Source organism: Marivita sp. (assembly GCF_048006345.1).
Lineage (GTDB): Bacteria > Pseudomonadota > Alphaproteobacteria > Rhodobacterales > Rhodobacteraceae > Marivita.
This window is the reverse complement of record NZ_CP180351.1, coordinates 2,079,601-2,097,532: the sequence shown is the minus strand read 5'-3', so window position 1 is coordinate 2,097,532 and position 17,932 is coordinate 2,079,601. Positions and strand designations below refer to the sequence as shown.

Sequence of the window (17,932 nt, the reverse complement as noted above, 5' to 3'; positions counted from 1 at the left end):
CATATTCAAAAGTGCTGGCAAGCGGCTGCCGCTGGCCAAAGCTGACACCCAAGGACCTTTTCCATGCGCTCTGACAGCCAAGTGGGCCGCGCATCGCGGGCCCAGACCCTTGCGACCATTCTGGCGTTGGTCCTTGTGACCGTGGGCATGCTGAACACGCTGCCCGAGATACCGGGGTTGCAGGATTGGGCGCGCGAGGTCACTGGCCGGCCGTTCTTTCGCGTTTCGGGTTTCCCGTCCGAGTATTTCTACCCGCCGGTCTTTTTCCTGATGATGCTGATCGTGGCGCTTGATGCGAGCGTCTACCGGGCGTGGCGCGGCACCCGGCCCGAGAGGGCATGGTTGGGACTGATGATGGATGCCGGGTTGGTCCTTGCCGCATTCCTCGCCGCCTTTGGCTTTCTGGTCGAGATCGACAGCGTGTGCCTGATTGACCAGATCACCGGCGAACGTGCCCGGCTGATTCAGGACGCGGCCGAGAGGTCAGCGGGTGTGATCCCGGGCTTGTCCTTCGAGGCGGAAGTGCCCGCCTGTCAGGCCCGCTTCGGCGTCTGGATCCTGCCGCTTCTCTTCACCATCATCACGCTGTTTTTTCTCTACAATATTCGCGTTTGGGGCTTTCCGCTCGTCGCCGTAGCCACCATCGTCGTGCTCTATACGGTGGGCACGGCGATCATCTGGGCGCTCGATCTGAGCGACAACAATTTCCTGCTGACCAAGCTGGGCGCGGATGGTGGCGATGCCTTGTCAGCCGCTGTCCAGAAGGCGACCAACGTCTTCATCACGCCGGATGGGTTCATGGGACGGTTCATGGACATCGTGGTCAATCAGGTCTTTCCTTACGTGATCCTTGGTGCGCTGTTCGGCACGTCGGCGGGCGGGACGTCCCTGATCAAGCTGGCGGTGCGGGCGACCCGGCGGCTGCGCGGCGGGCCAGCTCACGCGGCGATTGTGTCTTCGGCGATGTTCGGCACCATCACCGGTGGTCCGGTGACCAATGTGCTGTCCACGGGGCGGTTGACCATCCCGATGATGCAGCGGAACGGCTTCAATCCCTATTTCGCAGGGGGGGTCGAAGCGGCGGCGTCCTCGGGCGGGCAGATCATGCCACCGGTCATGGGAGTGGCGGCTTTCGTCCTCGTGGCATTGACAGCGGTGCCCTATACCAAGGTCATCGTGGCGGCGTTTCTGCCCGCGATGTGCTTTTTCTTTTCGATCTTCCTTGCGGTGATGTTCCAGGCGCGTCGGGAAAAGGTCGAAGCGATGCGCGACATTCCTGAAGACCTGATCATGGACCGCCAGGACTGGCTGAACCTTGTCATCATCATTGTTCCGATCCTCACCATCCTGTTTCTGCTGCTCGGCAACAAGGATGTGGTGCAGGCCGGTGCCATGGGGCAAATCCTGCCTGCGGGACTGGTGCAGACCATCGTCAACTCAACCGGGGACGCGGTCTCTGCCGGCTGGTGGGCAGTGGCGGTCCTGATCCCGTTGCTGTTTCTCGATCCCGAAACGCGGGCGAAGCCATCGAAGATCCTGATGTCGCTTGCGGATGGCGGTATTCTCATTTCGCGCCTGTTCCTGCTGCTGTTTGCGGTGTCGATCATTTCCGCTTTCCTGAATGAAAGCGGCCTGACCGGAGAATTGACCCGCGCGGTGACATCCTGGCTGGAGACAGCCAACAGCCTCACGCTGTTCGGAGTGACGATCCCGATTGTCGGCGGCGTTTACCTGATGCTGGCGCTGTTCTGCGCCATGGTCTGCGCGATCATCCTTGGCATGGGGATGCCAACGGTTCCGGCTTATGTGAATGTCGCACTGCTCTTGGGACCTCTGCTGGCCAATCTGGGTGTCAGCTTTTTCACCGCGCATATGTTCGTGTTCTATTTCGCCGTTGCGTCGGCCATCACGCCGCCAGTGGCTGTCGCCGCCTTTGCCGCCGCGTCGATCACACGGGCAGAGCCGATGCGGACAGGCGTTGCTGCCGTGCGGGTGGGAATCGTGATGTTCGTCATCCCCTTTGTCTTTGCGTGGTATCCCGAACTGTTGCTGATCGAAGAGGCTGTGACCATCACCAATGAAAACGGTCAGCGCGTTTTGATCGAGGGCTATAGCGGGCAGGTGGACACGGCGCACCTTCTGTGGCTGGGCGCAAAGCTGGTTCTGGCGCTTTACCTGATCGCGTCTGCCTTGGCCAAGTTTGACAGCTGCCGGATGACCCGTGTCGAAGTGGCTGCCCGGCTTGTCCTTGCGGTTCTGGTTTTGTGGAAAACCGACACGCTGATGTGGGTGGGCCTAGTGGGAGCGGTGCTTGTTCTGTGCTGGCATCACCTGATCGCAGCACGGCGGGTGGTCCAGCCTGTCACGTAGGTGAAGCGAAGGTCGGAGCGCGGCACCGCAATGGATGCCGCGACCGGATCACATGGCGTCAATCACCCAGACCAGCCAGAGCGTGATCGGTGGGAACGCTGCAAGGATAACCACCCGCACCATGTCGGTCAGAACGAAGGGCAGGGCGCCCTTGTAGGTCTGGCCGATGGGCGTTTCCTTGGCCATCGAGTTGATGATGAACAAATTCATCCCGACAGGGGGCGTGATCAGCCCGACCTCGACGACGATCAGGACAAGGATTCCGAACCAGAGGCCGAAGTCATTGGCGCTCATCCCGAAGTCGAGAGCGGACATGATCGGGAAGATGATCGGCACGGTCAGCAGGACCATCGACAGGCTGTCCATGACGCAGCCAAAGACGAGGTACATGATCAGCACGATGGTCAGCACGAACCAAGGCGAGAAGCCCTGATCTCCAACCCAGACCGACGCGGTTTGCGGCAATTGGGTGAGCGACAGGAAGTTGTTGTAGATGCCCGCGCCAAGGATGATGAGGAAGATCATCGCAGAGGAGGCGGCGGTCGATAGGATCGCCTGATTGAGCTTTCCCCATGTCATCTGGCCCGATGCCAGTGCGACCAGCCCCGTGCCCGCTGCACCTACGGCAGCGGCCTCGGTCGGGGTGAAGATACCTGCGTAGATGCCACCGACGACGGCAACGAAGATCAGGATCACGGGCCAGACCTGACCCAACGCCTTCATTCGCTGGCCCCACGGCACGCGGTCTTTGACGGCGGCGCTGTTGGGCGACCAGTGGACCCAGACCGAGATGGCGATCATGTAGCCAATGGCGGCGAGGATGCCGGGGATAAGGGCCGCGACAAACAGCTTTTCGATATTCTGCTCGGCCAAGATCGCGTAGATCACGAGGATCACCGAAGGCGGGATCAGGATGCCCAAGGTGCCGCCTGCCGCAAGTGCGCCCGTGGCCAGCGATCCGGGATAGCCGTAGCGGCGCAACTCGGGCAGGGCGACCTGTCCCATCGTGGCAGCGGTGGCGAGCGACGATCCGCAGATGGCGCCAAAGCCTGCACAGGCCCCGACGGCGGACATGGCAACGCCCCCTTTGCGATGCCCCAGAAAGCTTTCAGCGGCGCGGAAGAGGGCCGCGGACATGCCGGACAGGGTCGCGAACTGACCCATCAGCAGGAACAGCGGGATGATCGAGAACGAGTAGTTGGAAAACGTGCCGTAGGTCAGCGTCTTGAGCTGGTTCAGCGTCATCATGGATGACCCGATCACCAGATAGGTGCCACCGACGCCGACCCCGATCATCGCCAAGGCGATCGGTGCGCGCAGAAAGACCAGTGCAAGCAGGATCGGGAACGACCAGAGGGCCAGTTCGATATTGGTCATGACATGCGGCTCCTAGTCCGAAAATCCGGCAATCCGACGACCGGACCGCACCACGCAGAACGCCGCGACGATGATGAAGCCGACCGCCCCCGCGAGGCTGGCGGCATAGCCCTGCCACACCGGGATTTGCGCGATCAGAGTGGTTTCGCCAAAAGACAGCTTGTCTTGCATGCCCAGATACAGCCGCCATGTTCCAACCGCGGCGACCACCAGCATCGCCACGTTGAACAGAAGGTCCAGAAAGCGGTCCATCGTCTTGGGCATAACGGGCTGGAACAGGTCCACCCGCGCATGCGCTTCATTGAATTGGGCCCAGGGAAGAAAAGCAAAGATCGCCGCCGCCATGCCGATTTCGGTCAGGTCATAGATGCCGCGTATGGGGCCAAGGCCAATGTCCAATGGCACGAGCGCACGACCGATGATGGACACGCAGGTCAGGACAACAATGCATAAAAGCACCGCGCCACCGCCGATGGCCAGCAGACGTGCAATGAGTTCGACAATGATCTGAAGCCGTCGGTACATGCCACCCTCCCCAAGGTACGGTGGGCCATTGCGCACGGCCCACCGCGTTTACTGCTCGGATTGATCAGCCGCCGTGCTTCGCAATCAGCGACTTGGCCTGTTCGATCAGCGCCGCGCCGTCGATACCCTTGGCATCCATGTCGGCAATCCAGCGGTCGATCACCGGCTGTGACGCTTCTTTCCAACGGGCGACTTCGGCTTCGTCCAACTGAACGATGGTGTTGCCTGCGTTGACCGCGATCTCACGCGCCGGGGCGTCCATGTCCCACATCACCTGCGTGGCGAAGGCCGACAGCTTGGCACCCGACTCTGCGTCGATGATCGCGCGCAGATCGTCGGGCAGGGCTTCGTACTTGGCCTTGTTCATCACGAGAACGATGGCTGCGGTATAGAGCGACTCGTTTCCTGCGAATTCGGTGTGGTTGCTCACCAGTTCCGACAGGCGGATAGCCGTGGTCACTTCCCACGGGATCACGGTTGCCTTCACGACGCCTTTGGACAGCGCTTCGGGAATGGCAGGCAGGGGCATACCCACGGGTTCTGCACCCAGTTCTGCCATCAGGTCGTTGATGATCCGGGTCGGACCGCGCAGGGTGAGGCCCTGCATGTCTTCAAGGCTGGTCACGCCATCGGTCGAGTGGATGAGACCGGGGCCGTGAACCCAGGCACCCAGAACCTTCACATCGCTGTATTCGTTGTTCTGGAAATCGGTTTCCACCATTTCCCAATAAGCTTTGGCTGTGGCAACCGGGTTGGTCATCATGAACGGCAGCTCGAACACTTCGGTGCGCGGGAAGCGACCGGGGGTGTAGCCGACAACGGTCATGGAGAGATCGACCACGCCATCGCGCGCCTGATCCATCAGTTCGGGCGGACGGCCACCCAGAGACATGGCGTCGAAATGTTCGATCTTGATGCGACCGCCGGACGCTTCCTCGACGCCCTGAGCCCAAGGCTTCAGGATCTGTGCCGGAACCGGTGCGGGCGGCGGCAGGAACTGGTGCAGGCGCAGGGTTACTTCCTGTGCATAAGCGGCGCTGGACACGCCAAGCGCTGCAACGGCGCCAAGCATGGCAGTTTTGACGAAACTTCTTCTTTTCATGGAAAATCCTCCCAGATTTTTCGGACTTGATGGTGTTTCTTGAGGAACACTCCGCGCCATTACATGTTTTCCGATGCGGAACGGAATGTCTCCACTGGTCAGGTGGTGGTAAGAAACGTGCATTTCGAACGAACCGTCATGCACATCCCGTGGTTCGACCAACGGCCTCCGCTTTACTTTCTGAAGTTTGGCTCCCTCTTCTCCAGAAAGGCCCGCAGGCCTTCTTTTGCGCCATCGGATGTTTGACACATCGCGGCGGCCAGGCTTTCGGTGAACAGGCCATCCGACCGGGACATGTCGCCGATCCGCGATAGCGCGTTGATCATCAGGTAATTCGAGAACGGCGCGTTGTCCGCGATTTTGCGTGCCAGCTTGTGGGCAAGATCCAGACCTTCGCCTTCGCCTACGGAATAATGCGCAAGACCCAGAGATACCGCGTCCTCTGCACCGTAATTGCGCCCGGTCAGCATCATCTCGCGCATGCGATCCGGTCCGATGATGCGACCCACGCGAACTGTAGCGCCACCACCCACGAAGATGCCGCGACGGCCCTCGGGAAGCTGGAAACGCGCCGTCGGTTCGGCGATCCGCACATGGGTCGACGCCGCGATCTCGAGCCCGCCGCCGATCACGGCACCGGTCAGAACTGAAATCACCGGCAGGCCGCCGAATTCGATCAATTCGGAGACGCGATGCCAGTTGCGGGAATGGTAGACGCCGTCGATTGGGGGGCGATGTTCATGCTCGGCCAGATCAAGGCCCGAGCAGAAATGCCCGCCTTCGCCACGCAGGATCACCGCGTTCACGCCTTCGGGCGGATGTGAAAAGAAATGGTCCAGATCGTCGATCAACGCATCATTCATGGCGTTGCGCTTTTCCGGGCGGTCGAAAATCAGCGTGGCGATATCACCGTCGATTTCAACGCGTGTCACGGCACCCGTACGTGTTGAGCCATCGTGCATGTCATCCTCCCGGTTCTTCAATTAGTTTTGTTGTATATGTAAACGGTTTTGCTGTATAGCGTTTTTTGAAGGCACTGATTTCTTGCCGCGGGAGGGCAGACATGGTCGATTTCTCAAAGGTCCAAGCCATTGATTTTCATACACATGCAGAGGAGCCCTGCAATCAGTGCCGCGATGATGGGTACAATGAATTCCAGGCGGGCATGGCGGCTTATTTCAAGAATCCCGCTGGGGCCGAGGGCATGTTGCCGACAGTTCAGGACACCGCGACCTACTATCGCGAGCGCAATATCGCGGCGGTGATCTTTCCGGTCGATGCAGAACGCGAAACCGGGTTCAGACGCTATTCGAACGAAGAGGTCGCACAGCTTTGCGCCGACAATGACGACATCCTGATCCCGTTTGCCTCCATCGACCCGCACAAGGGCAAGGCAGGTGCCCGAGAGGTGCGGCGGTTGGTGCGCGAGTTCGGCGTGCGCGGCTTCAAGTTCCACCCGACCATGCAGGGGTTTTTCCCCAATGACCGCGAGGCCTGTTACACCGTGCTTGAAGCCTGCGCCGAAGAGGGTGCCATCACATTGTTCCATACCGGGCAAACGGGCGTTGGCTCCGGCATGCGCGGTGGGATGGGCATGCGGCTCAAATATTCGAACCCGATGCATCTGGACGACGTCGCGGTGGATTTCCCGGACATGCCGATTGTTCTGGCGCATCCCAGCTTCCCGTGGACCGAAGAGGGCCTCGCGGTCGCGCAGCACAAGCCGAATGTCTATTTCGACATGTCGGGATGGTCGCCAAAGTATTTTCCCGAGATCTTTATCAAATACGCCAACTCGATCCTGAAAAAGAAGATGCTCTTCGGGTCGGACTGGCCTGCGATCACGCCCGATCGCTGGCTCAAGGATTTTGCCGATGCGCCCTTCAAGGACGAGGTGCGGCCACTGATCCTCAAGGAAAACGCGATGCGTCTTCTTGGTGTGACTGACACGGGCGCCTGATCCATGACCGACTTCACCGCACCAACCGATGATATCCTGTTTTCCCTGCGACATGTGGCGGGGGCGCAGCGCGCGGCGGATTGGGACGACGCGCTGGCGTCGGACATCCTGGGACATTTCGCACAATTCGCCGAAGGTGTGCTGGCACCGTTGAATGCCATCGGCGATGCGCAAGGTGCCCGGCTTGTCGAGGGGCGCGTCATCATGCCTGACGGGTTTCGCGAGGCGTATGCCCAATTGGCCGAGGGGGGCTGGCAGGGGTTGCGCGCGCCAGAACGGTTTGGCGGCATGGAACAGTCGGCGCTTGTTGCGGCGGGTGTTTCAGAAGTCTTCAGCGGGGCCAATCACGCCATGCAGATGGTGTGCACACTTGTGCCTGGCGCCATCGAAACGCTGCTGCATTTCGGAACGCCCGACCAGCAAGAGACGTGGATTCCGCGCTTGGCCTCGGGTGAGGTGTTGTCGACCATGTGCCTGACCGAAGCCGGGGCCGGCTCGGACCTGTCTGGCATCCGGTGCAAAGCCGTGCGCGATGGCGAAGGCTGGCGGCTGGACGGAGAAAAGATTTTCATCTCCGGTGGCGATCAGGACATGTCTAGGGGAATCCTGCATCTGGTGCTTGCCCGCAGTGGATCGGTCGAGGATGGGCTGAAAGGTCTGTCACTGTTCCTGTGTTCAGGGGATGACGGTGTGACCGTCACGCGGATCGAGGAAAAGCTGGGGCTGCATGCCTCACCCACCTGTCAGCTGGCGTTTCAAGACACGCACGCCGAACTTGTCGGTGCAGAAGGCGATGGGCTGCGGGCGATGTTCACGGTGATGAACCACGCGCGGCTTGACGTGGCTTTGCAGGGCGTCGCCCATGCCGCTCGTGCGTCGCAGATTGCGACCGACTACGCCAATGACCGTGTGCAGGGGCGGCGCAAAGACGGCAGTCCCGCCCGGTTGTCCGATCATGCGGATGTGCAGCGGATGTTGGCAGAGCAGGCATCGCTTGCGATTGGCGCACGGGCGATGTGCCATGTGGCTTTCGTCGAGATGGCGTGCGGCAAACGCCCCGATCTCGTCGCCTTCCTCACACCCTTGTGCAAGGTGTTCGGCTCGGACGCCGGGATTAAGGCGGCCGATCTCGGAATACAGATCCTTGGCGGCTATGGGTATCTGAACGAGTACCAAATAGGGCAGGTCTGGCGCGACGCGCGGATCACGTCGATCTATGAAGGGGCGAACGGAATCCACGAACGCAGCATCGCGACGCGCGGGCTCAAGGGGCCAGGGGCAGACCAGTTCGCAGACCTGATCCGCGAACTGGGTGGTGCGTCGGACAGAGTGTCGGCAGATCTGGCCGATTGGATCACATGGCGCGACCGGATGCGCGCAGAGGCCGAGGCCGAGCATGAGGCGCACGCCTTCGCGCAGGCAACCGCGCGGCTGTATTTCCGGGCATGTTGGGCCAAATGCGCGTCGGTTGCGGACATGCACCCCGAGCCATCGCGCATCTCAGGACTTGCGGAACGCGTGCTCAGTTCGTGAACAGAGCGCGGTAGTCTGTCGGGGTCTGCCCCCGCGCCGCGCGAAACCGTTTCGAGAAATAGGACGGGTCAATGAAGCCCAAACGGTAACCGACTTCGGACACCGGCAATTGCGTGAAGGCCAGAAGACGACAGGCCTCCTGCATCTGATGCTGTTCGATATAGGCGGCAGCCCCCAGCCCGGTTGCTGCGCGGCACAGGCGGCTCAGATGACCGGTGCTGATCGACAATGCCTTGGCAAAGTCCGAAGCCGACCAACCGTCGGCCATGTGTTTCGAGATCAGCTCATCCAGCGCAAAGAGCCGCGCGTGTTTCGCTTTCTGATCCGACGCGTTCCCGGAAAGACGCGTTTCGGCAAGATTGGCGAGCACGGAATGTGCCAATCCGACAACTTGCTGTGCGCGAAACAGGCTGACCGCCCCAATCGTGTCCCGCAGCAATCGGGTGACCTGTTCCAGCAGAGGGTGGATGTCCCCGACACAGGGTTCCGACAGCGCGGTCAGGATCTGATCCGTCGCCGGAGAGATTGTGCGCACGATGTTCACGGGGAACGAGAAAATCTTGCCTTCGGAACCCGGCTCGAAAACGAATTCATGGACACAATGTTCTGGGATATATAGAAATTTTCCACTCAATACATGGTATTTCCCACCATCGACCGTGGCGTCGATCCAGCCGTGATCAACCATGAAAAGCTGCGACATCTGGCTGTGGCGATGCGGCAGGATGCGCCAGTCATTGATCGGCGCGCGGACCGAGAAATCCTCGAAATGGATCACGTCCGGGAACGGGCCCTGTTCGCCGTACAAGCCGAAAGCGGGAATGGTGTTTTGTGCGCTCATGTTCGATTCTTACCATAGCTCGCTCTTTGATGCCATTACCTGAAGCTGCCCAAGAGCCTACCAAGGTCGCCAGCTTTTGGAGGAATGCTGCCATGAAAACCGAAGTCGCCATCATCGGCGGGGGACCGTCCGGCCTGTTGCTGTCGCAATTGCTCAACAAGGCGGGCGTGGCGACGGTGGTGCTTGAGCGCGCGACGCGCGAGCATGTGCTGTCGCGTATCCGGGCCGGTGTGCTTGAGGCCGGGACAGTCGCGATGCTGCGCGAGGCGGGTGTCGGAGATCGGATGGCGCGTGAGGGTATTCCGCACCATGGCTGTTACCTCACCGACGATGATCTGATGGTGCGGATCAATTTCGAAGAGCTGACGGGAACCTCTGTCATGGTCTATGGCCAGACCGAGGTGACGACTGACCTCTACGCGGCGCAGGATGCGATGGGCGCGACGATCATCCATGGTGTCGAAGACGTGGTGATTCAGGATGCCGACAGCAGCGCGCCCTATGTCGAATACACTGTGAGCGGAGAGCGGAAGCGGCTGGATTGTGCTTATGTCGCGGGCTGTGATGGTTTCCACGGAGTCAGCCGCAAAACCATCCCCGAGGACAAGCGTCGCGAGTTCGAGCGGGTCTATCCGTTTGGCTGGCTTGGGGTTCTTTCGCGAACCCGTCCCGCTCATGAGGAGCTGATCTATGCAAATTCCGCGAACGGGTTTGCTCTGGCATCCATGCGCAATGAAAACCTGAGCCGCTATTACGTGCAGGTTCCTCTGACGGACAAGGTCGAGGAATGGAGTGACGAGCGCTTCTGGACCACGCTGAAAAGCTGTCTGCCGACCGAGGTGGCCGCCAGCATGGAAACCGGCCCATCCATCGAAAAATCCATCGCGCCACTGCGGTCTTTCGTCAGTGAACCACTGCGCTGGGGGCGGTTGTTCTTGGTGGGTGATGCCGCGCATATCGTCCCGCCGACCGGGGCCAAGGGGCTGAATCTGGCGGTGTCCGATGTGCATTACCTCTATCAAGCGCTCATCGACGCATTGAAGAAGGGCGATACAGCAGGGATCGACGCCTATTCCGAACGGGCGCTTTTGCGGATCTGGAAGGCGATGCGCTTCAGTTGGCAGATGACAACGATGCTGCACCAGTTCGACGGGGAAGACAGCTTTGCCGCGCAGATGCGCAAGGCGACGCTGCGCCATCTGTCGCAATCGGAAACCGCGCGGCGTGACCTGGCCGAGAACTATATCGGCTTGCCATTCTAGGCAGGGTTTTGGCCCAAAGGGCGCAATTCGGTCCGGGCGGTTTCCAGTGCCCGGATCAGCCCCGTCTGTTCCTCGGTCAGAACGCCATCTGCCCGCATGGAAATACCGATGGGTCCGCCGCGCACATCATTGCCAAGGGGCAGGGCGATCAGGGTGCCGGCGTCCAACTCGTCTTCCACAACCCCGCGCGAGATGAACCAGACCGCATCCGAGGATTGCACGACACGCCGCCCAAAGGCGAGCGAGACGGATTCGAACGCAGCACTTTGCGCGGCAATGCCGTGCCGGGACAGAAACGCCCGAACCAGTGGCGCAATCACCGCGCCCGGTGGCGGCAAAAGCAGCGGGTATCCGTCAAGCGCGTCCAATGGTTCTGCCGCCTGCGTCAGCGGATGGTTTGGGCGCACGACCGCCGCGATGTCTTCGGAATAGAGATGGTGAAACGACAGGTGCTGCATCACCTCGGTCGTGCCCATGCGTCCCACCACCAAATCAAGGCTGCTTTCCCGAAGCTGCGACATCAACAGCCAATTCGGCCCGGTGCTGACCCTTAGCAGGCAGTTGGGATGCGTTTCCCGAAACGCCAAGGCCGCGCGTGGCATCAGCGAAGTCGCGGCGGTGGGCAGAACCCCGACCGAAAGGCGCGTGATTCTGGATGGTGTATCCTTGACCAGCGATTGGGCCCGCGACAGTTCGGCCATCGCCGCGCCCGCATGTTGCTGGAACACCCGGCCAACCGCCGTCATCGTCAATCTGCGGTGTGACCGGTCGAACAGCGGTTTGCCCAACACCTCCTCGAGTTCGCGGATCGTTTTGGAGACAGCAGGTTGCGAGACGTTCAACACATCAGCAGCTGCCGAAAGCGACCCAAGGCGTGCGGTTTCCAGAAAGCAGCGAAGATGGCGGAGGCGGATGCGCGGATCGAGCATATATAACTCATGGGTTAAGCGAATGGTCCAAGATTATAATTTTCAGTCGTGGAAAGAAATGTCAAAGAGAGGGGGAGGAGATAGCAGATATGAAAACAGTCACGTCGAACGGAGCGGTGCTGCATGTGCAGGTCGACGGCCCCGACACTGGCCCCATGGTGATGTTCGCCAATTCGCTGGGCACCGATCTGCGGGTTTGGGACCCCTTGCTGCCCCACATGCCGAAAGGACTGCGGATTGTGCGGTTTGACAACCGTGGGCACGGGTTGTCGGATTGTCCTGCTGCACCCTATGACATGGACACGCTCGTGTTTGACGCCGAAGCGGTGGTCGAAGCGCTGGGATTGACGAACGTCGCCTTTGTCGGCCTGTCCATCGGCGGTTTGATCGGGCAGGGACTTGCCGCGCGGCGACCTGATGTCATGCGCGCACTGGTTCTGATGGACACCGCGGCCAAGATCGGATCGCCCGAGATGTGGGGCGAACGGATCGCGGCGGTTCAATCCGGCGGGCTGGAACCGATGGGCGACGCCATTCTGGACCGCTGGTTTGCACCCGAGATGCGCAATGATGCAACGCGCCTTGCGCCATGGCGCAACATGCTGATCCGAACGCCGGTTGACGGGTATGTCGGCTGCTGTGCCGCGATTGCGGGTGCTGACTTCACCGCATCCACCGCGGCCCTCACGCTGCCCGTCATGGCGATGGCCGGGTCCGAGGACGGCGCAACCACGCCGGAACTGGTCGAGGCCACAGCAAAGCTGTGCAACGCCGCTTTCCATGTGATCGCGAACGCGGGACATCTGCCCTGTGTCGAAGCGCCAGAAACGGTGGGTGCGCTGATCTCTGATTTCCTGAAGGAGGTGGGCCATGTCTGACCGGTTCGACCAAGGCATGAAAACCCGGCGCGAGGTCTTGGGCGATGCCCATGTCGACCGTGCCGAGGCGAACAAGACCGAATTCGATCTGCCGTTCCAGACGCTTATCACCGAAGGCGCGTGGGGCACGGTGTGGTCCTCTGACGGGATCAGCCGGCGCGAACGGTCGATGCTGACCCTGGCGCTTTTGGCCGCCACCGGAAACTTCGAAGAAATCCCGATGCACATTCGCGCCACCGCCCGCACCGGTGCCAGCAAGCAGGACGTGATGGAAGCGTTCCAGCATGTCGCGATCTATGCGGGTGTGCCGAAGGCGAACCATGCCATCAAACTGGCGAAACAGACTTACGCAGAAATGGAGAAATCCGATGACTGACACCGCTGCCCTTATGCCGCGCCGCCGCGAGAAGCATCCCGATCCGTACTACCCAGATTACAAGACATCGGTCCCGCGGTCCCCGTCATTGCCACTCTTGTCGATGGAGTCGACCCCAAGCGAAGAAACCGGGCCGCGCTTTGGTCATAACAAGCTCGGCGCGCTCGACAACAACCTGATCAGCAACTTCACGCAAGGCAAGGCGCTGGCCGTCGGCGAACGCATCCGCGTGCATGGTCGGGTGCTCGACGAAACGGGCCGCCCGGTGCCGCACACCTTGGTCGAGGTTTGGCAGGCCAATGCCGGTGGGCGGTATCGCCACATCAAGGACACGTATTTCGCGCCGCTTGATCCGAATTTCGGCGGCTGCGGGCGGACGATTACGGATGAGAACGGCTACTACGAATTCATGACCATCCGTCCGGGGGCATACCCGTGGCCGAACCGCGCCAACGACTGGCGGCCGATGCACATTCACTTCTCGATCTTCGGCCATGCTTTTGGTCAGCGTCTCATCAGCCAGATGTATTTCCAGGGTGATCCGCTGATCGACCTCTGCCCGATTGCCGCCACTGTGCGGGATCGCAGTCAGCTCGACCGTCTGGTCGCGCCGCTCGACATGCAGAATTCGCGGGGCATGGATTATCTTGCCTACAAGTTCGACATCGTGCTGCGCGGTCGCCGTCAGACCATGTTCGAAAACAAGCCGGAAGGGATGTAAGTCATGACACAACCGCTTGATATTCTGGTGGAAACACCCAGCCAGACCGCTGGTCCCTATGTCCATATCGGCTGTATCCCGACCTTTACCGGGATCGAGGGCGTGTACCCCGAAGACCTGGGCCTGAGCCCGATCGAAGACGGCGCAAAGGGCGAGGTCATCACCATCGTCGGGTCGGTCTATGACGGCACCGGCTGGGCGATGCGCGATGCCATGATCGAAAGCTGGCAACCCGATGCCGCTGGCCGGTTCGCCGGGCAGGATGGTGCAGACCCCAAGGTGACGGGCTTCTGCCGCTTTGCTGCTGACAAGGACAGCGGTGAATTCACCCTGCGCACCATCAAGCCGGGATCGGTGAAGGGTCGGAACGGTCAGGTGTTCGCGCCGCATATCTCGATCTGGATCGTCGCGCGGGGGATCAATATCGGCCTCAACACGCGCATCTATTTCGAGGATGAGGACAACAGCGCTGACCCGTTGCTGGCCCGCATCGAACAGCGTCCGCGTGTCGATACGATGATTGCCAAGAAAACCGGCGACGGCACGTATCGGTTCGATATCCGGCTGCAGGGCGAGGGCGAAACGGTGTTTCTTGACCTGTGATGACAGGCGTCTTTGACCATCCCTGGTTGTCGGGCCTCTTTGCCGATGACGAAATTGCTGCGCTTTGGTCCGCCGAGGCGCAGCTTTCGCATATGATCGCTTTCGAGGCGGAGTGGTCGCGGCACGGTCACCTCGCCGGATTGTGGTCCGAGGCGGAAGGTGCCTCTGCGGCGACCGCCATCGAAGGTGTCAGCCTTGCCCCGGAAGAACTGCGCGACGGCACCGCTCGGGACGGGGTCTGTGTGCCTGCCTTGGTGCGCCTGCTGAAAGCGCGGACAGGGGCAAATGCGATCCACAAGGGCGCGACATCTCAGGATGTGATCGACACCGCGACGGCGCTGTCGCTGGTCCGCAGTCTCGACCTGATCGACCATCGCCTGGATCGTTTGGCGTCGGACCTTATGGCATTGGAAGACCGGTTCGGGCCGATCCCGCTGATGGGTCGGACCCGGATGCAGGCGGCGGTGCCCATCACCGTGGCCGACCGGGTGCAGACGTGGCGTCTGCCGCTAGCCGCACATCGCGAACGTTTGGCACAATTGCGGCCCCGCGTGGCATTGGTGCAGATCGGCGGTGCCGCCGGGGATCGCGCCGCGCTGGGGGATGGGGTTGACGCAGTTTGCCACGCGGTTGCAAAGGAATTGGGACTGTCGGCACCACCGCACAGCTGGCACGCCATGCGCGACGGGATGGCCGAGGCCGCGTCGCTGATGTCGCTCATCACCGGAACGCTGGGCAAGATGGGGCAGGACATCTGCCTGATGGCACAGCAGGGGATTGACGAGATTGCGCTGGCGGGCGGTGGCGGATCGTCTGCCATGCCGCACAAGCAGAACCCGGTGCTGGCCGAAGTGCTGGTCACATTGGCCCGGTACAATGCGGTGCAGCTCTCAGGGCTGCATCACGCGATGCTCCATGAACAGGAAAGATCGGGTGCCGCATGGGCGCTCGAGTGGATGCTTCTGCCGCAGATGGTGCAGGCCACCGGGCGCGCTTTGGTCGTGGCGACAGATGTGGCGTCGCAAATCACGTCGATTGGCACACCCGACCTGTTGTCCTGAGCAACGCCACACCGTAAACCCGCCAAAACGACAAGGAAGACCACTATGTCCGACAACAGGGTCATCATTGCTGGTGGCGGTATCGCGGGGTTGGCGCTTGGGCTGACGCTGCACCAGATCGGTGTGCCGTTCACAGTGTACGAATCCGCGCGCGAGATGAAGCCGCTGGGCGTTGGTATCAATCTGCAGCCCAACGCCGTGCGCGAACTGTTCGATCTTGGCATCACGGCCGAAGACCTGGACAAGGTCGGTCTTCCCGCCGAGGAATGGGCGCTGGTTGGTCTGAACGGGCGCGAAGTGTATTCCGAACCGCGCGGGCTGGGCGCTGGCTACAACTGGCCGCAATATGCCGTACATCGCGGGCAGCTTCATATGCTGCTCTACGACACGCTGGTGGACCGGGCAGGTGCCGACGCTGTGCAGCTTGGGGCGAAAGTCACGGGCTATGCAAAGCACGATGCCGGGGTCAAGGCGACGGTGCAGATCGCCGGGGCCACGCACACCGAGACCGGTACTTTGCTGGTCGCCGCAGATGGCATCCATTCCGCAATCCGCGCGCAGATGTATCCCGACCAACCACCGATCCATTGGGGCGGCGCAGTCATGTGGCGCGGTACGGTTCAGGCCAAGCCATTGCGCACCAACTCGTCTTTTGTAGGCTTGGGCACGCATCGTCACCGGATGGTGATCTATCCGATCGCCAAATCCGACGAGACCGGGACCGCGCTCATCAACTGGATCGCAGAAGTCACGATGGACGATGCAGGGGCATGGCAGCAGGACGGCTGGTTCAAACCGGTCGCGATTGACGAGTTCATTCATCACTTCGAAGAGTTCCGCTACGACTGGCTGGATGTGCCAGCCATGCTGCGCGACGCCGATTGCGCCTATGTGAACCCGATGATCGACCGCGATCCCATACCAAGCTGGGTTGACGGCCCAGTGGCCCTTATGGGGGATGCGGCGCATGCGATGTACCCGACCGGATCAAACGGGGCCAGTCAGGCAATTGTCGATGCGCGGCTGATCGGGGCCAAGATGCTGGAGCATGGTGTAACCGCAGCTGCGCTTGCGGCCTATGATGCGCAATTGTGCGGTCCTGTATCGGAACTGGTGTTGCGCAATCGCGGAGCCGGGCCGTTTGGATTGCTCAACTTGCTCGATGAACGCTGCGGCGGCGTGTTTGACGATATCGAGGACGTTATTCCCGCCGCAGAGCGCACGGATTTCATGGCGAAATACAAGGCCGCAGCCGGGTTCGCGATTGAAACCCTGAACGCTGCCGATCCGACGATCCCGAACGGGGCGAGGGTCACCGGCTGAGGTTCCACGAGGTATAGATGCCGGTGAACGCGGTGTACTGCCCGGCCATCACTGACCGGGCAGAAAATCCTGTCTTACCAGGAATTATAGGCCAGATACTTGCCTGACATCTCGAGCTTGACGCGATCGCCCTTTTCATGCGGCACGCGCGTCAGTGTCATGTCGAAGTCGATCGCCGACATGATGCCGGTTCCGAACTTTTCCTCGATCAGCGCCTTGATGGTCGGGCCGTAGACGCCAACGATCTCGTAAAGGCGATAGATGCACGGATCGGTGGGCACAGCCTGCGACCAAACCTTGGTGGGCGGCTCTTCCAGCACGCTGGCTGCTTCCTGTGGCAGACCCATGACGGACACCAGCGCCTCGGCCTTGTCCTTGGGAAATGCGTTCATGCCCATGCAGGCCGAATGCGTCCAGACCGGAGACATGTCGATCTTCTCGGCGATGCCCTCCCATGTCATGCCCGCCTGCTTCTTGGCGGACAGGATCATCATCGTCACGTCTTCCTTGGTCATCATGACTGGCACCTCGTAATTGTCTTTCATTGGGTTTCCTCCTAGGTCGTATGATAAATTCGGTGGGTTACAGCCCAAGCGCGCTCAGGCCGGGATGGTCGTCAGGACGTCGGCCCTGCGGCCAGTGAAACAGGCGGTCCGACTCCGCGATGGGGACATCGTTGATCGAGGCATGACGCACAGCCATGTAGCCGTTCGCATCGAACTCCCAGTTTTCGTTGCCGTAAGCGCGGAACCATTGGCCGTTCTCGTCGTGCCACTCGTAGCAAAACCGCACGGCAATCCGGTTGCCTTCATGCGCCCAGATCTCCTTGATCAGTCGATAGCCGTTCTCCTTGGCCCACTTGGCGGTCAGGAACGCTTCAACCTCAGCCCGACCATTGAGAAAAATGTCCCGGTTCCGCCACGTCGTGTCCCGTGTGTAGGCCAGCGCGACCTTTGCGGGATCACGGCTGTTCCAAGCATCCTCGGCCATCCGCACCTTCTGCACCGCGTCTTCATAGGAAAACGGAGGCAAGGGTGCGCGCGGGGTGTCCTGATGTGTCATGACCGTTTC

The 17,932-nt window shown here is 60.9% G+C and carries 18 protein-coding genes; 10 read left to right on the top strand and 8 right to left on the bottom strand.

Translation table 11 applies throughout. The annotated features are described in order from the left end of the window. The first annotated feature begins 63 nt into the window (after positions 1-63). Positions 64-2,370, top strand: a complete 2,307-nt coding sequence (locus ACMVPR_RS10330) for a TRAP transporter permease (protein WP_416882802.1) — start codon at positions 64-66, stop codon at positions 2,368-2,370. 48 nt (positions 2,371-2,418) lie between these two features. Here the strand turns inward: ACMVPR_RS10330 and ACMVPR_RS10325 are convergent, their stop codons facing one another. The 4 genes from ACMVPR_RS10325 to ACMVPR_RS10310 all read right to left on the bottom strand — a co-directional run bounded on the left by ACMVPR_RS10325 (position 2,419) and on the right by ACMVPR_RS10310 (position 6,336). Then, entirely contained in the window at positions 2,419-3,747 is a 1,329-nt protein-coding gene (locus ACMVPR_RS10325; protein WP_416882801.1) for a TRAP transporter large permease, read from the bottom strand. Between the two features lie 12 nt (positions 3,748-3,759). After that, positions 3,760-4,272 (bottom strand): TRAP transporter small permease, encoded by a 513-nt coding sequence (locus tag ACMVPR_RS10320; protein ID WP_416882800.1) that lies wholly within the window; start codon positions 4,270-4,272, stop codon positions 3,760-3,762. Between the two features lie 64 nt (positions 4,273-4,336). After that, positions 4,337-5,374 (bottom strand): TRAP transporter substrate-binding protein, encoded by a 1,038-nt coding sequence (locus tag ACMVPR_RS10315; RefSeq protein ID WP_416882799.1) that lies wholly within the window; start codon positions 5,372-5,374, stop codon positions 4,337-4,339. Positions 5,375-5,547: 173 nt separating this feature from the next. After that, positions 5,548-6,336 (bottom strand): crotonase/enoyl-CoA hydratase family protein, encoded by a 789-nt coding sequence (locus tag ACMVPR_RS10310; protein ID WP_416882798.1) that lies wholly within the window; start codon positions 6,334-6,336, stop codon positions 5,548-5,550. Positions 6,337-6,437: 101 nt separating this feature from the next. On the opposite strand from ACMVPR_RS10310, the gene ACMVPR_RS10305 reads away from it, so the two are divergent. Together ACMVPR_RS10305 and ACMVPR_RS10300 are read left to right on the top strand one after the other, a co-directional pair. Then, positions 6,438-7,334, top strand: a complete 897-nt coding sequence (locus ACMVPR_RS10305) for an amidohydrolase family protein (RefSeq protein WP_416882797.1) — start codon at positions 6,438-6,440, stop codon at positions 7,332-7,334. A gap of 3 nt (positions 7,335-7,337) precedes the next feature. Then, the gene (locus tag ACMVPR_RS10300) at positions 7,338-8,867 is read left to right on the top strand and encodes an acyl-CoA dehydrogenase family protein (protein ID WP_416882796.1); all 1,530 of its coding nucleotides are present in this window, start codon (positions 7,338-7,340) and stop codon (positions 8,865-8,867) included. Here ACMVPR_RS10300 and ACMVPR_RS10295 read toward each other — a convergent pair. After that, positions 8,857-9,708: an AraC family transcriptional regulator gene (locus tag ACMVPR_RS10295; protein WP_416882795.1), complete on the bottom strand. Its 852-nt coding sequence runs from the start codon at positions 9,706-9,708 to the stop codon at positions 8,857-8,859. The two genes, ACMVPR_RS10300 and ACMVPR_RS10295, sit on opposite strands and share 11 nt — an antisense overlap. 92 nt (positions 9,709-9,800) lie before the next feature. Here ACMVPR_RS10295 and pobA point away from each other — a divergent pair, with 92 nt between their 5' ends. Beyond that, positions 9,801-10,970, top strand: a complete 1,170-nt coding sequence (gene pobA / locus ACMVPR_RS10290; protein ID WP_300587895.1) for a 4-hydroxybenzoate 3-monooxygenase — start codon at positions 9,801-9,803, stop codon at positions 10,968-10,970. Here pobA and pcaQ read toward each other — a convergent pair. Further along, entirely contained in the window at positions 10,967-11,899 is a 933-nt protein-coding gene (gene pcaQ / locus ACMVPR_RS10285) for a pca operon transcription factor PcaQ (protein WP_416882794.1), read from the bottom strand. The genes pobA and pcaQ overlap by 4 nt on opposite strands. 89 nt (positions 11,900-11,988) lie before the next feature. On the opposite strand from pcaQ, the gene pcaD reads away from it, so the two are divergent. Genes pcaD through ACMVPR_RS10255 form a run of 6 tightly spaced genes read left to right on the top strand, consistent with a single transcriptional unit; the run spans position 11,989 to position 16,861 of the window. Continuing rightward, positions 11,989-12,777 carry a 3-oxoadipate enol-lactonase gene (pcaD, locus tag ACMVPR_RS10280; protein ID WP_416882793.1) on the top strand — a complete coding sequence of 263 codons (789 nt, stop codon included), beginning with the start codon at positions 11,989-11,991 and terminating at the stop codon, positions 12,775-12,777. Further along, a complete protein-coding gene (gene pcaC / locus ACMVPR_RS10275; protein ID WP_292266825.1) occupies positions 12,770-13,153 on the top strand; it encodes a 4-carboxymuconolactone decarboxylase in 384 nt (127 codons plus the stop codon). Before pcaD ends, pcaC begins: the two co-directional genes overlap by 8 nt. After that, positions 13,146-13,874, top strand: coding sequence for a protocatechuate 3,4-dioxygenase subunit beta (gene pcaH, locus ACMVPR_RS10270; RefSeq protein WP_300587887.1), 729 nt, complete (start codon positions 13,146-13,148; stop codon positions 13,872-13,874). The genes pcaC and pcaH overlap by 8 nt, the downstream gene beginning before the upstream one ends. Before the next feature lie 3 nt (positions 13,875-13,877). Further along, positions 13,878-14,477, top strand: a complete 600-nt coding sequence (gene pcaG, locus ACMVPR_RS10265; RefSeq protein WP_416882792.1) for a protocatechuate 3,4-dioxygenase subunit alpha — start codon at positions 13,878-13,880, stop codon at positions 14,475-14,477. Further along, a complete protein-coding gene (locus ACMVPR_RS10260; protein ID WP_416882791.1) occupies positions 14,477-15,538 on the top strand; it encodes a 3-carboxy-cis,cis-muconate cycloisomerase in 1,062 nt (353 codons plus the stop codon). Before pcaG ends, ACMVPR_RS10260 begins: the two co-directional genes overlap by 1 nt. A 45-nt stretch (positions 15,539-15,583) precedes the next feature. Next, positions 15,584-16,861, top strand: coding sequence for a flavin-dependent oxidoreductase (locus ACMVPR_RS10255; RefSeq protein ID WP_416882790.1), 1,278 nt, complete (start codon positions 15,584-15,586; stop codon positions 16,859-16,861). A gap of 74 nt (positions 16,862-16,935) precedes the next feature. On the opposite strand, the gene cynS is transcribed toward ACMVPR_RS10255, so the two are convergent. Continuing rightward, positions 16,936-17,406, bottom strand: a complete 471-nt coding sequence (cynS, locus tag ACMVPR_RS10250; RefSeq protein WP_416882789.1) for a cyanase — start codon at positions 17,404-17,406, stop codon at positions 16,936-16,938. Positions 17,407-17,443: 37 nt separating this feature from the next. Next, positions 17,444-17,923, bottom strand: a complete 480-nt coding sequence (locus ACMVPR_RS10245) for a DUF1348 family protein (protein WP_416882788.1) — start codon at positions 17,921-17,923, stop codon at positions 17,444-17,446. Positions 17,924-17,932 lie beyond the last annotated feature (9 nt).

Excerpts from the sequence above, each read along its gene's own strand:
- pcaC (WP_292266825.1), top strand. The coding sequence starts at position 12,770 with ATGTCTGACCGGTTCGACCAAGGCATGAAAACCCGGCGCGAGGTCTTG.
- ACMVPR_RS10300 (WP_416882796.1), top strand. The coding sequence starts at position 7,338 with ATGACCGACTTCACCGCACCAACCGATGATATCCTGTTTTCCCTGCGA.
- ACMVPR_RS10305 (WP_416882797.1), top strand. The coding sequence starts at position 6,438 with ATGGTCGATTTCTCAAAGGTCCAAGCCATTGATTTTCATACACATGCA.
- pcaD (WP_416882793.1), top strand. The coding sequence starts at position 11,989 with ATGAAAACAGTCACGTCGAACGGAGCGGTGCTGCATGTGCAGGTCGAC.
- ACMVPR_RS10315 (WP_416882799.1), bottom strand. The coding sequence starts at position 5,374 with ATGAAAAGAAGAAGTTTCGTCAAAACTGCCATGCTTGGCGCCGTTGCA.
- cynS (WP_416882789.1), bottom strand. The coding sequence starts at position 17,406 with ATGAAAGACAATTACGAGGTGCCAGTCATGATGACCAAGGAAGACGTG.
- pcaH (WP_300587887.1), top strand. The coding sequence starts at position 13,146 with ATGACTGACACCGCTGCCCTTATGCCGCGCCGCCGCGAGAAGCATCCC.
- ACMVPR_RS10295 (WP_416882795.1), bottom strand. The coding sequence starts at position 9,708 with ATGAGCGCACAAAACACCATTCCCGCTTTCGGCTTGTACGGCGAACAG.
- ACMVPR_RS10255 (WP_416882790.1), top strand. The coding sequence starts at position 15,584 with ATGTCCGACAACAGGGTCATCATTGCTGGTGGCGGTATCGCGGGGTTG.
- pobA (WP_300587895.1), top strand. The coding sequence starts at position 9,801 with ATGAAAACCGAAGTCGCCATCATCGGCGGGGGACCGTCCGGCCTGTTG.
- ACMVPR_RS10320 (WP_416882800.1), bottom strand. The coding sequence starts at position 4,272 with ATGTACCGACGGCTTCAGATCATTGTCGAACTCATTGCACGTCTGCTG.
- pcaG (WP_416882792.1), top strand. The coding sequence starts at position 13,878 with ATGACACAACCGCTTGATATTCTGGTGGAAACACCCAGCCAGACCGCT.
- ACMVPR_RS10260 (WP_416882791.1), top strand. The coding sequence starts at position 14,477 with ATGACAGGCGTCTTTGACCATCCCTGGTTGTCGGGCCTCTTTGCCGAT.
- ACMVPR_RS10325 (WP_416882801.1), bottom strand. The coding sequence starts at position 3,747 with ATGACCAATATCGAACTGGCCCTCTGGTCGTTCCCGATCCTGCTTGCA.
- ACMVPR_RS10330 (WP_416882802.1), top strand. The coding sequence starts at position 64 with ATGCGCTCTGACAGCCAAGTGGGCCGCGCATCGCGGGCCCAGACCCTT.
- ACMVPR_RS10310 (WP_416882798.1), bottom strand. The coding sequence starts at position 6,336 with ATGCACGATGGCTCAACACGTACGGGTGCCGTGACACGCGTTGAAATC.
- ACMVPR_RS10245 (WP_416882788.1), bottom strand. The coding sequence starts at position 17,923 with ATGACACATCAGGACACCCCGCGCGCACCCTTGCCTCCGTTTTCCTAT.
- pcaQ (WP_416882794.1), bottom strand. The coding sequence starts at position 11,899 with ATGCTCGATCCGCGCATCCGCCTCCGCCATCTTCGCTGCTTTCTGGAA.